The organism is Geomicrobium sp. JCM 19039 (assembly GCF_000698145.1).
Classification (GTDB): Bacteria; Bacillota; Bacilli; order Bacillales; family Marinococcaceae; genus Geomicrobium_A.
Map to the genome: position 1 here is coordinate 1 of NZ_BAXB01000015.1, position 14,975 is coordinate 14,975.

At 44.7% G+C, this 14,975-nt stretch carries 9 protein-coding genes and 3 pseudogenes; 10 read left to right on the top strand and 2 right to left on the bottom strand.

The annotated features are described in order from the left end of the window. Nucleotides 1–1,581, bottom strand: a pseudogene (locus JCM19039_RS13995) (collagen-like protein); the annotation flags it as partial. 355 nt (nt 1,582–1,936) lie between these two features. Between JCM19039_RS13995 and JCM19039_RS14000 the strand changes: the two are divergent. The 8 genes and pseudogenes from JCM19039_RS14000 to JCM19039_RS14030 all read left to right on the top strand — a co-directional run bounded on the left by JCM19039_RS14000 (nt 1,937) and on the right by JCM19039_RS14030 (nt 11,146). After that, nucleotides 1,937–3,376: an Msr family ABC-F type ribosomal protection protein gene (locus JCM19039_RS14000; protein WP_042428237.1), complete on the top strand. Its 1,440-nt coding sequence runs from the start codon at nt 1,937–1,939 to the stop codon at nt 3,374–3,376. Between the two features lie 420 nt (nt 3,377–3,796). Next, nucleotides 3,797–4,093 (top strand): annotated as a pseudogene (locus JCM19039_RS28020) (peptidase M4 family protein); the annotation flags it as partial. Then, nucleotides 4,088–5,280 (top strand): annotated as a pseudogene (locus JCM19039_RS28025) (M4 family metallopeptidase). The pseudogenes JCM19039_RS28020 and JCM19039_RS28025, both read left to right, overlap by 6 nt. A 323-nt stretch (nt 5,281–5,603) precedes the next feature. Beyond that, a complete protein-coding gene (locus JCM19039_RS14010) occupies nt 5,604–5,915 on the top strand; it encodes a hypothetical protein (protein WP_042428240.1) in 312 nt (103 codons plus the stop codon). A 634-nt stretch (nt 5,916–6,549) separates the two neighbouring features. Beyond that, nucleotides 6,550–8,103, top strand: coding sequence for a BCCT family transporter (locus JCM19039_RS14015; RefSeq protein ID WP_042428243.1), 1,554 nt, complete (start codon nt 6,550–6,552; stop codon nt 8,101–8,103). A gap of 69 nt (nt 8,104–8,172) precedes the next feature. Further along, nucleotides 8,173–9,075: a protease HtpX gene (htpX, locus tag JCM19039_RS14020; RefSeq protein ID WP_042428246.1), complete on the top strand. Its 903-nt coding sequence runs from the start codon at nt 8,173–8,175 to the stop codon at nt 9,073–9,075. A gap of 163 nt (nt 9,076–9,238) precedes the next feature. Continuing rightward, entirely contained in the window at nt 9,239–10,294 is a 1,056-nt protein-coding gene (locus tag JCM19039_RS14025) for a tartrate dehydrogenase (protein ID WP_042428249.1), read from the top strand. A 3-nt stretch (nt 10,295–10,297) separates the two neighbouring features. Then, complete coding sequence (locus JCM19039_RS14030; protein ID WP_042428252.1) at nt 10,298–11,146, top strand: alpha/beta fold hydrolase; 849 nt, start codon at nt 10,298–10,300, stop codon at nt 11,144–11,146. Nucleotides 11,147–11,186: 40 nt separating this feature from the next. On the opposite strand, the gene JCM19039_RS14035 is transcribed toward JCM19039_RS14030, so the two are convergent. Beyond that, nucleotides 11,187–12,041, bottom strand: coding sequence for a LysR family transcriptional regulator (locus JCM19039_RS14035; RefSeq protein WP_042428255.1), 855 nt, complete (start codon nt 12,039–12,041; stop codon nt 11,187–11,189). 113 nt (nt 12,042–12,154) lie between these two features. Here JCM19039_RS14035 and JCM19039_RS14040 point away from each other — a divergent pair, with 113 nt between their 5' ends. Both JCM19039_RS14040 and JCM19039_RS14045 read left to right on the top strand, forming a co-directional pair. Beyond that, complete coding sequence (locus JCM19039_RS14040; protein WP_042428258.1) at nt 12,155–12,544, top strand: hypothetical protein; 390 nt, start codon at nt 12,155–12,157, stop codon at nt 12,542–12,544. A 37-nt stretch (nt 12,545–12,581) separates the two neighbouring features. Further along, a complete protein-coding gene (locus tag JCM19039_RS14045; RefSeq protein WP_042428262.1) occupies nt 12,582–14,096 on the top strand; it encodes a succinate CoA transferase in 1,515 nt (504 codons plus the stop codon). Nucleotides 14,097–14,975: the final 879 nt, after the last annotated feature.

The window sequence follows — 14,975 nt, forward strand, 5'->3', positions numbered from 1 at the left end:
CGTAGGACCAGTTGAGCCAGTGAGTCCGGTATTGCCGGTTATGCCAGAAGGACCAGTGACACCGGTGGTGCCCGTAGCTCCGGTAACGCCAGTAGCACCCGTCGCACCTGAAGGGCCAATGTCGCCTGTAACTCCAGTCACACCACTACTCCCAGTAGACCCTGTTGAGCCAGTAACTCCGGTATTTCCAGTGTTACCCGTAGCCCCGGTTGCTCCAGTATTGCCAGTTGAGCCAGTAATCCCGGTACTGCCAGTTGTTCCTGAAGGACCGGTAGCGCCCGTGGGACCAATATCCCCAGCAGATCCCGTGACACCGGTGGTGCCCGTTGCTCCGGTAGCGCCAGTAGCACCCGTCGCACCTGAAGGGCCAATGTCGCCTGTAACTCCAGTCACACCACTACTCCCAGTAGGCCCTATTGCACCAGTAACTCCGGTATTGCCAGTACTTCCAGTGTTACCTGTAGCCCCGATTGCTCCTGTATTTCCAGTTGAACCGCTAGGTCCAGTAGGACCAGTGACGCCAGTACTACCTGCAGTACCAGTATTCCCTGTAGCTCCAGATAGACCAGTAGGCCCGGTGTTACCAGTGCTTCCAGTATTGCCAGTAGGTCCAAATGGTCCAGTAGCTCCTGAAGGGCCAGTGGTACCAGTGAATCCCGTTACACCTGTAGGACCAGTTGAACCGCTAGGACCTATGGCGCCAGTACTCCCTGTAGCCCCTGGTGGACCAGTTAAACCATTCGGCCCCGTATCTCCAGAGACCCCCGTCGCGCCTGTTATTCCGGTATTTCCAGTTATGCCAGTAGCCCCAGTGACACCCGTGCCTCCTGTGATCCCGGTAGAGCCCGTCGCTCCTGTACCTCCAGTTGATCCACTAGGTCCCGTGATACCAGCGATTCCAGTAGAGCCAGTGACGCCCGTTGATCCGGTTACACCTGAGGGACCAGTGGCGCCAGTACTCCCTGTAGCGCCGATAGATCCAGTAGGACCTGTGTTACCCGTCGGCCCAGTAACTCCCGTAACACCTGAGGGGCCTATGGGACCGGTAAGCCCCGTAGCCCCGGTATTGCCTGTTATTCCTGTGATCCCGGTAGATCCCGCCGCACCTGAAGGTCCAGTAACACCAGTAGGCCCTGTCGATCCAGATGCACCAGTAACGCCTGTGGCACCAGTGACACCAGAAGCCCCAGTACTACCTGTAGGCCCAGTAGGACCTACAATCCCAGTGATTCCTGTTGCTCCAGTATTCCCAGTCAATCCAGTAGGTCCGGTAACCCCGGTAACCCCGGTAGGCCCAGTGGGGCCGGTCACACTAGTCAATCCAGTCCCTGGCGGCCCCGTTGGTCCAGTAGCACCTGGAACACCTTGAGGTCCTGCTAATCCTTGTCTTCCTGGTCGGCCAAGTGGCCCTGTGGCACCAGTAGCACCCGTATTTCCTGTTGGTCCAGTAACTGTAATCCCATTAGGAGGAATTGATGAAGTATACAGTGACTGAATAAGTTGATTGTTTATGTGAATGCCACTCAGGCGATTTTTGCGATTTTCGTTCCGCAAATGATCCCAGTCCGAGTTGGGTCTCAATGATGTCTCCTCCTCCATGAGTGTTTTCTATTGTGTATGCAACAAGTGTAGAAAACGTTAGAAAAGTCCATTATATTACCGATGTTGACAATCATCACTAACGTACATATACTGGAACTAATTCTACGAAAAGGAGGAAAGTTATATTATGTTTTTACCCAGACTACGTTTCCCAACATTGAACAAGTAATTGAATGGTTCAATGACTCTGCACTCCGCAGGGTAAATGGGATAAGTCTGTCATTTTATAACTTCTTCTATCGATGAGTTGGGCGGATTTTTCTGCTCTTCTCTTTTTTTTTGTACAGACTTTCTTCTCACTCTGACGGATCAGAGCAAACGGGAGGAAGAGAGAATGGAAAAAGTAACGATTGAATTAGAAAACATCCAAATGTCGTATTTGGATCGTGTTGTACTTGATATACAAAAGCTGTCTGTCCATCAGTTTAATCGGATTGGCATCGTCGGAAACAATGGAAGTGGCAAAAGCACACTCTTGAAGTTAATGAGTCGCGAAGTTACACCAAGCAGGGGAAAAGTAATTAGTCATACAGACGCTAGTGTATTCCCTCAATTGGACAGTGAAAGAAATGCGGTGGCAGATGCTGAATGGCTCGGTCGATTATCTGTCCCTAATCACGACCAACTTAGCGGTGGAGAAGAGACGAGAAGAAAGCTCGCTCAAACATTCTCGGTCTACAAAGAGGTGTTGCTTTTGGATGAACCAACAACACATTTGGACTGTGAAGGTGTGCGCTTTGTCATTGATGAATTGAAGTACTACTATGGTGCTTTCGTTTTGGTTAGCCATGACCGTGACGTATTAGATGAGTTGGTTACAAAGATATGGGAAGTCGATCAGGGGCGAGTGACGGTCTATAGCGGCAATTACTCGGATTACAAACAACAGAAAGAGCTGGAGAACAAACAGCAAGCCAATCAATATGATAAATATTTAAAAGATAAGGAACGACTTCAAAAATCAGCACAAGAAAAAATGAGAAAAGCGAGTGATGTTACAAAGGGAAGTAAAGGCACGCCAAACGCCAATCGCATGTTTATGACAAAAGAAAAAGGAAGCAGTCAAAAGGCGATGGCGAAAGCTGCAAAAGCAATTGAACAGCGAATGGATCAATTAGAAGAAGTCCAAGCTCCAGAACAAGCACAACACATTCGCTTTCATAGTCCCGAAGTGTTGGAATTACACAACAAGATCCCCATTATGGCAGACCGAGCAACCATTCGAGCAGGAAATCGAACCCTAGTAAAGGATGTTAGTTTTCAACTACCGCTAGGAAAGACAATTGCGTTTACCGGTGCCAATGGTGCGGGGAAGTCAACGCTTTTGCACCATATTGCAAACGATCAAGCTGGCGTGACATTGTCACCGAAAGTCATAATCGGCCGGTACGAGCAGATGGCTTATCAGTTTCAGAGTTCCGAAACAGTCATTGATTGGATGCGAAATCAATCAGATTACGTAGAACCACAAATTCGTGCAGTGTTGTCCTCAATGGGTTTTCAAGGGAATGATATACAGAAATCAGTCAATCAACTTAGTGGTGGAGAAGCCATTCGTCTTGTTTTGAGTGAACGATTTTTAGGTAGCTATAATGTGCTCATCTTAGATGAACCAACGACTTTTCTTGATGTGCAAAGCATTGAAGCGCTCGAAGAAATGATCGCTAAATACAAGGGAACTGTTCTTATTGTGTCTCATGACAAGCGATTTTTAGAGGGTGTTTCGGACCTGATCTATGAGATTAAAGATGGTAGATTAACACGAACAAAGTAGAGAAAGTTAGAGCCTCTTGTTGTTAAAGCAAGAGGCTCCTTAAGGAAAAAAGGCCCAAAGCAAATCTATAGCTTTTACCGATTTCAGTTAATTCTATTAAATGAGATAATAATAAAAATGCAGAGGGGTGAACCTATGAAAAAATTCTATTATTTATGTGGTGCTGCTGCGCTATTTTTATCAAGCCCGTCGTTGTCGTTGTCTGCTGAAAATGGAAATGTTCCAGAGGCCAATGATGAGAAGTCTCGTATTTTGCTTGTAGAGAATGAGGTAGATGATCAAGCAATGTCTACACAAGAAAGTCGTGGAACTTACACCGATCAAGCCTTGAACTTTATCCAGTCAAATCAAGATGTGCTCGGTATTGCAGAGCCTGATCAGGAATTAGAATTAATTGAAGAAACCGAAGACGAACACGGCATGACGCATATTCGCTACCAGCAAGTCGTAAATGGTGTTCCCGTTGAAGGACATCAATTACTCGTTCATTTCAACGCCGATGGCACAATGAGTAGTGTAAATGGCAATTACCATGAGGCGCAATCGGCCGTATCAACGAGTGCTGTTCATCTGTCTACAGAAGATGCGGTCAATGAGGCAAAACATCATGTAGATGCTCCTGACCACCTTGAATATAAACCTACAGTAGAATTGATCATGTATCCAATGGGGGATGAACTTGTTACCGTATATAAAGTAAACATAAACTTCATGGGCGAGGAGCCAGGGGATTGGCATGTGTTTGTGAACGCAGAAAATGGAGAGATCGTTGATCGTTACAATACGATTGGTCATCTCGCCGAAGACGCAGGCCTAGAAGTGGAAGACATATCACCTGCCCCTGTAGAAGAAAATCCGCTCATGCAAATCCGACAGCTTCCAGAAGACATTGACCGAAGTGATTTTGGGCCTATGCACGGGTCCGGTTTTGGTGTGCTCGGCGATTATCGAGTACTAAATATGGCGTATAAGATTTCTGACATTCCTCAAGGTACATTTAAGCTGTATGATTGGACGCGGCCGGACTTTGAGGGCATTTACACATATGATATGAAGAACCAATTTCCTTCTAGTGGCTTCGGGCTGCCGGGAGACCCATTTACAAACGATACCGCAGGGTTTAATTCAAGTTACGATGCACCGGGGGTGGACGCACATTACAACTCTTTGAGGGTGTATGAATATTATCTAGAAGAGCACGGTCGGAATTCTCTAGACGATGAAGGAGCACCCTCATTTCAACGGCCAATTACGGGGATAACTTCAATAACGCATTTTGGAATGGTAGACAGATGGCCTATGGGAATGGAGATGGACAGCAATTCATTCCATTATCAGCAGGGCTAGATGTTGCCGCTCATGAAATTACACATGGCGTCATTACGAACACCGCCAACTTGATGTATCGTTTTGAGTCTGGCGCAGTCAACGAATCCATCGCCGATATTTTCGGGGTATTAGTGGATGACTCCAGCTGGGATATTGGCGATGATATTATCGGGGAAGCGTGGCTTGCTGAGGGTAGAACAGCGCTTAGAAGCTTAGAAGAACCAGGGAAATTCCCAGTTAACGATGCGTACGTTGAGTATGGGAATGGTTCAGGAGTCTTCCCTGCACACATGGATGAATTCTATGATATGCCCATTCAGGTTGATAATGGAGGTGTGCACGTCAACTCATCCATCATTAATCATGCAGCATTTCTCATCGGCGATGATATCGGACGTGAAGCATTAGGAAATATCGTATACCGAGCACTCACCGTTTACCTTACACCAATTTCAAACTTCGACGATACCCGATTCGCATTTGTGCAATCAGCAGTCGACCTTTACGGTGAAGGAAGTGAGGAAGCAACATCAACTAGAAACGGCTTCGACGGTGTTGGGATTTACGAGGAATAACTAAGTTCAGAAGTGATAAAAAACCGGCTCAAGTCATACTCGAGCCGGTTTTTTAATTTGCCTTACAATGATTAAATATGTGGTAAGCATACAGTGTCATAGATAACGATAATGGGAACGGAAGTACGAAGCAAGATGTCTCAATAAAGAGATGGATCATGATATGAGAAAGAGTATAATAATCGTCACTTTAACAATCGCAAGTATCTTGTTGGCCGTCTTTATTTTAAGAGAAAATCCTGTAACAACGATAGGGGGGAGAGATTAACGAGGAAGAACTCATTGAAATTGCCTACATATACGTACAGGATGAGTCGGGTGAGATGAGGTACACGTACATTACTGACGAATCTAGCATTCGTCAGTTTAGTGATGAATTATTTGGAATTTCTATTACAAAAACAAATACGTCTATAGATGAATCCAATATTCAATATTGGGTTGAAGTCCATTCCAAAGTTGAAGAATTATTTACGTTATCGTTGACTAGTAATGCTCTGAAAATAAGTGATCCTAACTTGCAGAATGAGCTTACGAGTATTTCAACCACCTATTATGAGTTAGCAAATTTGGAGGATATTGATATTATCAACAACATGGAACTTGACCAAAGGGACTTGAATAATGAATTTTAAAATCCATCAACTCAGTCTCAATTCATAGTGCAAGTGCAAATTAAAAGAATTCTAATAAGCGAAAGAACAACAAAAGGAAGAGTAATTTGTATATGTCGAGTGTTGGAATTATCTGGTTTGCCGTGTTCTTGCTCAATTTTCACTACATGCAGATAATCGTATTCCAGAACACCTCACTCTTCTAGGCTCTATACAGCTACTCCAATCGTCACAAAAACTGATTTTTGAGGCAGTTCGTTGAGCGAAATTAATCATTCATGAGCTTGATTGTCACTTAAACCTTGCCAGTCATGACAATAAGAAATATATGAAACATTTGGCGGCGTAAAGTGCTCCGAGTGAGGGACGAACTGTCACATAAATAAATCATTGATAATGACCACGAAGCGTACAGTTCACGTCTCTATAAAAATGGCTGAAATCCATAAGCTTTTCATATTAAATTATGCCATCCACTTTTAGAAATATCTGCGGACACGGCAGTTCTCATAGCAAAATTCATAACGAGCAATTGTCACCGAGACAAGTTCCACATATCAACTGATTAGTAATATAGACGCTTACGCTATGTATTCCTGTTAGTTTTCATGTTTTTGGTAAACCCTATGGTGAAATGCGCATAGGAGGTTACATAATGAAAATGAAAGATCTGGATTGGACGGTCTTTGGGATTAGCGGTGGCTTGTTGCTCGTTTTTTTAATCGCTTCCATGATTGACGCTGGAGCTGTCGGGCAATTTGTGGATGCTTCGTTTGCCTGGTCTTCCAAGTATTTTGGGGCCTATTGGCAAGTGTTTATGGTGCTGACGTTTATGATAACGCTCATTATGAGTTTTACAGAACTTGGGACGGTTCGCTTAGGAAAGTTACCTCGGCCGAATATTTCACGGTTTAAGTGGCTTGCGATGCTTATGACGACGCTCCTTGCCGGTGGGGGTGTGTTTTGGGCAGCGGCTGAGCCGATGTACCATTATCTAGACGTCCCCCCTGTGTTTCTGGGTGATGATGCAACCGCTTCGGCAGTACATGCGGGGCTATCGCAAGGCTATTTACATTGGGGATTTCTAGCGTGGACGATGATCGGGACATTAGGTGTTGTTGTGCTCATGTATGCAAAAGACAAAGGACAACCCCTTAAACCTCGTACCCTTTTGTACCCGCTTCTCGGTGAGCGTGTGATGAATAAAAGTGTAATTGGAGCGACAGCGGATATTGTCTCAATACTCGCTGCATGTGCAGGAACGATTGGACCAATCGGGTTTCTTGGTTTACAAGCTGGATATGGGTTAAATGCCATATTTGGCTTTCCAGATACGTTTGCCGTGCAAGTGAGCATGATTTTTGTGCTCGTTGGAATTGCGACGATTTCTGCGGCAACGGGAATTCATAAAGGGATTCAGTGGCTGAGTCGCTTTAATATTATATTTACGGTATTTCTAGCGGTACTCATCTTATTGCTCGGTCCGGCGATGTTCATTGTGGATCAATTCATTAGCGCATATGGATCGTACTTAATGAACTTTTTCCCGATGAGTTTTTATCGGGGCGATGAAGAGTGGTTATCGGGTTGGACGATCTTCTTTTGGGGATGGTTTATCGGTTATGGGCCGATTATGGCTATCTTTATAAGTCGAATTTCAGACGGAAGAACGGTCCGGGAACTGTTTTTGTCTGTTGCTTTTATTGCTCCCCTCGTGACGAATTTCTGGTTTACAGTTGTTGGGGGAACAGGATTATTTTATGAAATCAACACCCCTGGTTCAGTTAGTGACATTCTCTTTGAAGGCGGTCTACCCGCATCGATTTTTGCGATTGTACAACAACTGCCTCTTGCGACATTGTTTGCGATTGCGTTTATCCTCGTAACGTGTGTATTTGTGGCCACAACAGCAGATACAATTTCATATTCAATCGGTATGATTATTAGTGGTCAACAAACTCCTCCTAGAATGGTTCGGATGTTTTGGTCCATTATCTTCGGTGCGGTTGCCGCTGTATTGTTGTATATCGGTGAAGGGACGATTGACGCGTTGCAGTCGTTTATCGTTGTGACAGCGGTGCCCGTATTTTTGCTCATGCTCCCGACATTATGGTTGGCTCCCCGGGTGACGATGCAAATGTTGGCAGAAGCGAAAGCGACTCGTAAAGATGAACGCCAACACGATGAGGAAAACTTCACAGATTTGTGAAACCCATGCTCCTCCGCAAACGTAAAACATGCTATCATATAGGAATAGAATAGATACGGAGGTGGGGAAATGGGGAAAAGAGTCTTTCTTTTTATACTGACGAACATCTTGGTTATGACGACCATATTTATCGTCTGGTCCATTATATCAAGAGTCTTTGATATTCATTTATACTCGAGTGACGGCATGTTGCAATTGTTACCACTCGCTATATTTAGTTTGATGTTTGGTTTTGGTGGTGCTTTTATTTCCTTAGCAATGTCTCGTTGGATTGCGAAGAAGATGATGAAAGTGCGTGTGCTCGACCCGAATGGTAACTTGAATCAATATGAGCGTAGTGTAGTGGAGAAAGTCCATCGTTTGTCACGTGCAGCCGGTCTTGCTCATATGCCGGAAGTGGGAATCTATCACTCTAAAGAAGTGAATGCTTTTGCAACAGGGCCATCGAAAAAGCGCTCTCTCGTTGCGGTCTCTACAGGTCTTTTAGAGTCTATGGATGATGATGCGGTTGAAGGCGTCATCGCTCACGAGGTTGCTCACGTTTCAAACGGGGACATGGTCACGATGACGCTTCTCCAAGGAATTGTGAATGCGATTGTTATCTTTGCAGCGCGTGTCGTAGCGTTTGTTGCCGCTCAGTTCGTCCGTCAAGAATTACAATGGATCGTTAACTTTGTCATGATCCTTGTGTTACAAATTTTGTTCTCGATCCTTGGAAGCCTTGTCGTGAACGCTTTCTCTCGTTATCGAGAGTATCATGCAGACAACGGCGGTGCTGACCTTGCAGGCAAGGACAAAATGATTCACGCATTGCAATCACTTCAACGTTATGCAGAACGTGCAACCGTTCAGGATCACCGTGATGATTCTGCTGTACAAACGATGAAAATTAACGGTAATGGCGGCATGATGCGTTTGTTCTCAACGCACCCTGCACTTAGCGACCGAATAGCAAGACTAGAGCAGAAATAGTTATTTATTTGAGCTAGACCGTATAACACGGTTTAGCTTTTTTAATTGTCTAAGGAAGAAAAAATTCAGATGAAACTTGGCACTGTTACTGCGTTGTATATCGTGTATAATAAAGACAAAATATAATCTGTCGACAGACGACAGAAATCTGGAGGGCACATCTATGAAAAGTTGGAAAATTGCAAGCATACCAGGCGATGGTGTAGGAAAAGAGGTTGTCCCAGCCGCAGAACGAGTGCTTCACGCCATGGCGGAAGTGCATGACGGTTTCCAATTTGAATTCACGTCATTCCCGTGGAGTTGTGAGTATTATTTGGAGCATGGTGTGATGATGCCGGAGGATGGGCTTGATACGTTGGCGTCTTTTGATAGCATCTTTTTAGGTGCTGTTGGAAACGAAAACCTTGTTCCGGATCATGTATCTTTGTGGGGTTTATTAATAAAGATTCGCCGCGAGTTCGAACAAGTGATAAATATGCGCCCTGCGAAAGTGCTCCCTGGCGTTCGTTCTCCATTGGCCAACCCGAAGGAATTTGATTTTGTTGTCGTTCGTGAAAATAGTGAAGGAGAATACAGCTCGAGTGGAGGAAGAACAGGTCGGGGCGAAGATGAGATCGCCATTCAAAATGCAGTGTTCACGAGAAAAGGTACGGAGCGTGCCATGCGATTCGCTTTTGAACAAGCGAATAAGAGAGGCAGCCATGTAACGAGTGCAACGAAGTCAAACGGCATTATTCACAGTATGCCGTTTTGGGATGATGTGTTTAACGATGTGAAAACGGATTTCCCGAAGGTAACGACGGACTCGCAACACATTGACGCTCTAGCTGCTTTTCTCGTTACAAAGCCTGAAACACTAGATGTGGTTGTTGCTTCAAACCTTTTTGGGGACATTCTTACCGACATCGGTGCTGGCATTATGGGGAGCATTGGCGTCGCTCCAGCAGCAAACTTAAATGTGAATGGAAAATACCCATCGATGTTTGAACCTGTTCACGGATCAGCCCCGGACATTGTCGGACAAGGAATTGCCAACCCGATCGGACAAATCTGGACTGCGAAAATGATGTTGGACCATCTTGGAGAAGAAGCGTCTGCAACGAAGATTTTAGATGCGATTGAACATGTGACTCGTGAACAAATTGTCACCCCTGACCTAGGTGGTACGGCAACGACAGAAGAAGTTACCGAAGCAATTATAAAACAATTAAAGAGGTGACCTATGGCAGAGCTAACGGTTGGAGGCATACGCATTCACTTTACAGATGACGCCCAGACTGAAAAGCCGGTGTGTGTATTGTTGCATGGATTTCCGCAAAGCTCGTTAACGTGGAGGTATGTCACTCCGTATTTGGCTAATCATTACCGTGTGATTATGGTTGATTTAAGAGGGTACGGAAAGTCGGACAAACCGGTTCAGGAAGAACTGTACACAAATGAAATTATGGCCAATGATGTTGTGGAAGTGCTCGATCATTTGGACATTCATCAAGCACTAGTCGTAGGTCATGACCGCGGAGCAAGGGTCGCGAGAAGGCTCGCTTACGAAAAGCCAACACTCGTGAAGAAATTAGTGCTCATCGATATTTTGCCTGTAGAGTATGTGTATCAATTGTCTGCAGAAGAAGCAGCAAAGAAATATTGGCATTGGGTATTTCAAGTCGTTCCAGATTTACCAGAGACCTTAATTGAAGGCAAGGAAGAAGCGTTTCTTACTTATTTATTGGACCGTGGAGACGGCTTGTATGAACGGTTAAAGGCGGATGGTTCATTTAATGAGTACTTGCGTGACTTTCAACAGCCAGGTGCTGTAAAAGCGGCACTGAACGACTATCGCGCGACGTACCGCACAGATCTAGTGTTCTATAAAAAAGGCGTGGACAAACTTCCCCAAGATACATTGTTGTTATGGGGAGAGAACGGCAACCTCGCTGGATTACCTGTCATTGACGTATGGAAACAAACCGTTGCTCGTGTCGAAGGTGTAGAAATTAAAGATTGTGGACATTATGTACCTGAAGAAAAACCAAAAGAAGTAGCGGAGTACATTCTTCAATTCGATGAATTATGACATGACAAGCCGACCCAGATACAAGTCTGGATCGGTTTTTTTAATCTGAAAGCTGTTCGGCCATGGAAATAAATTTCTTCAGCGCGGAATCGACGTGCATGTCTTTTCGGTGTACGAATATGATTTGAATGTGAGAATGTGGCTCAGGAATATCATAAAAGGAAACAGGACGATCAAATCGGTGAGAGTCGACGAGGGAAATCGGTGCAATGGAGAACCCTAGGCCAGCATTCACGCAATTCAAGATCGATTCAATCGTATTAAATTCCATAATTCGTCGCGGGTAAATCTCTTCTTCTGTCATCCAGGTTTCTAGACGTTCACGATAAAGATCATACGGTCTTGTGAGCAATGTTTTATGTTGAACATCGCCCGGTGTGATGGGGCTGCTTGAGTAGAGCACCAACTCTTCCGTGAAGATCTCCGTCGTGACAAGCTCAGGATGTTCAACAGGTCCAACCATAAACGCCCCGTCAAGCTGATAATTAAAAATATCATCGAGGAGAACTTTCGTTGTACCGACGCGTAAAGACAGTTCGACATCGGGGTAGTTTTTACTATAGTCTACGAGTAAATTCGGCAGGCGGCTGGAAGCTGTCGTTTCATTCGTTCCGATCCGCAACGTCCCATGAGGCATTTCATCATTGATAAGGGCAAGCGTTGTTTCGTCAACAAGTGCGAGAATCTGCTCAGCATACTGAAGGAGTTGACGTCCTTTCGGGGTTAAAGTCATCCCTCGGGGCTGACGAAAAAACAGCTCGGTTTGAAACTCTTTCTCTAGCTTTTTAATACGCGCTGTAATGTTGGACTGTACATAGTTCAGTACTTCAGCAGTTTTCGTTGTATTTTGTTCTTTTGCTAACGTAACGAAGATGTGCAAGTCTTTCAGTTCCATCGTATACTCCTATCATTTTTAATGATTGATTGCGCTCATTATTAATTATTTTTAATGATTGATATTATCTCATATAATATAGTTAAAGCCAATCAACTAAAGGAGAAATGCTCATGTGGTTAATCAATGAATTAGGCATGACAAATGAAAAGAACAAAAACTTTTATCGTTTTATTCAAGAAAACTTTAGAAGGTATGAAAATAAAGAGCCGATGAAGCCGCTCACGTACCAAGTTATTAGCGAGGATACAGAAACATTGCTAAACGGATGGGCTTCGCTAAAGGTCGACATGAAAAAGATTGATTCAACGGAAGAGAAGTTGAACGTGCTAAAGGCGTTTATTGAAGCGAACACGAATAGCTCCAGTATTGATGAATTGCTCATACAATTGGAAGTAGACGAAGATATGATGGTACACACTGAATCAGACCAAAGTACAGTGGATACCTTGAAAGAATTGCGTCTCACGATTGATTCCATGCACAAACTTCACTTCGTATAAAGACTGCAAGAATATCGCATGAAATGAGGCCATAACTATGAACATTTCAGACGTCGTACGCCTCCCGGAACTAACCAACCGTGTAGTAAGCGAACAAACAGCCGCCAGCTGGATTTCTGATGGCATGACATTAGGGTTAAGTGGTTTTACTCGCGCCGGTGATGCCAAAGTCGTACCAAAAGCTCTAGCGAAAAAAGCAAAGAGCGACCCGATGAAAGTGAATGTATTCACAGGGGCGTCTCTTGGGGCTGACTTAGATAAAACGATGGCAGAAGCGGATCTTGTGAACAAGCGTCTCCCGTTCCAAGTGGATACTACGATGCGAAAGAGGATTAATGAAGGTGATATTTACTTCATCGACCAGCATCTTTCCCACACATCAGAAGCTCTTCGCCAACAAGCGTTGCCTCCGATTGATTATGCGATCATTGAGGCGGTAGCCATTACCGAAGAGGGCGAAATTATTCCCACGACATCTGTTGGAAACTCAGCGTCATTTGCTGAGCACGCGAACGAAATTATCGTGGAGATTAATACCGCTCAACCAACATCATTAGAAGGTATGCATGATGTTTATCAGTTGGATGAACAGGGCAATCGAGACCCAATTCCGTTAACTGCTCCTGACGACCGCATCGGAGCAAAAGGCATTCGTGTTAACCCTGATAAAATTCGGGGCATCGTTTTCACTCACCAACTTGACTCCCCTTCAACTGTGACACCTCCAGACGACGAAACCGAACAAATTGCCAGACACCTTATTTCGTTTTTAGAAAAAGAGAACGATGAAGGCCGTCTACCTGAAACGCTAGCACCTCTACAATCGGGGATCGGTTCTGTTGCAAATGCTGTGTTTAGTGGATTAAAAGACTCAAGGTTTAGAGACTTGGAAGTGTACTCCGAAGTGTTACAGGATTCGGTATTTGAATTGCTCGATCAAGGGATAGTGAAATCCGCCTCTGGATGTTCAATTACTCTTTCTCAAGACAAAATGAATGATGTATTTCCTCGATTGGATTCTTATAAAGATCGACTCGTATTACGAGCACAGGAATTCTCAAATCACCCCGAAATTATTCGTCGCTTAGGACTTATTTCCATAAATACCGCAATTGAAGCTGATTTATACGGAAATGTAAATTCCACGCACGTCATGGGCACGAAGATGATGAATGGGATTGGTGGTTCTGGAGACTTTGCAAGGAACGCTCGCCTAAGCATCTTTGTCACAAAATCCATCGCAAAAGGTGGCGACATTTCCAGCATTGTCCCATTCGTTTCCCATGTTGATCATACAGAACACGATGTTGACATCCTCATTACTGAGCACGGGCTTGCAGATTTACGAGGACTGGCGCCTAGAGAACGTGCACCTGTAATCATTCGAAACTGTGCCGACCCAATCTACAGAGATCAGTTGCTCGATTACTTTGAGCGAGCCATTGATGAGAGCGGTGGCCAAACGCCGCACCTTTTACAAGAAGCATTTTCTTGGTATCAACATTTCAAAGAGCATGGAACGATGCACAATCAAGAATTCTCATATAACTAGCGCACCACAACAGAGAGAGACCGAGTGGTGAAAGCAAATAACCGCCCCCGAGACAAACACTCAGGGGCGGTTTATTTAATGAAATATAGAACAGACAGTGCCGTAACAAATAGGGCGTATTAGGATAGATGTCTTCCTGCTTATATAAAGAGCAGGAGGGAAATAGCAGCTCGCTGTGCCCACTTCACCTCGATTTTTATCATCAAGATCGAGCGAACCGTTTGCACCCACTCTCCACCGATGTCGAGATAGTGTTTATTCACAAACACCTCTATTGTTGCATGATTTTGGATATTTATAGGAGATTGATGACCTAGATCACCCCAGAAACGGTCTAGATCACGGTAAAAGGGCTGGTTTTTCTAAATGCTGGGTGATCTATATAGAGTGAACTTAAGGTTTTCTTGATTTGCGCTGTTGGGGTTGGAGGGGTAAGCGCGGTGCTAGGTGAGTCATTTTGCGCGCGAGTTTCCCCCATCTGCGCGCGAGTTTGCGCTTTTCACTGATTTTAGCGCTGATTTCGCCAAACTTGCGCGCAGTTTGTTCCAACTTGCGCGTAGATTCCAGGATGAAGTGCCAACGACACGTCGGCGCCAGCGGGGCCGAAGCCAAATCGGACTCGGTTCGCGCGGTTCGCGCCGACGTCTTGTGGGTACTTGAGCACAGTTTGCACTTACCAATCTTACCATTGCTTCTTGAAGAAGTTCTTTCGTTCAACTTATCTAGATCATATTCATGATGATCTAGATTATATTTCATAGTTTTCAGCACCGGTGGTGCTGATGGTCGCTTGTTTTTGGGAATGATTAGGAGATTGGTGATTTAGATCACCCCCGAAACGGTCTAGATCTCTATTGCACACCGTAGCTCATCGGATAC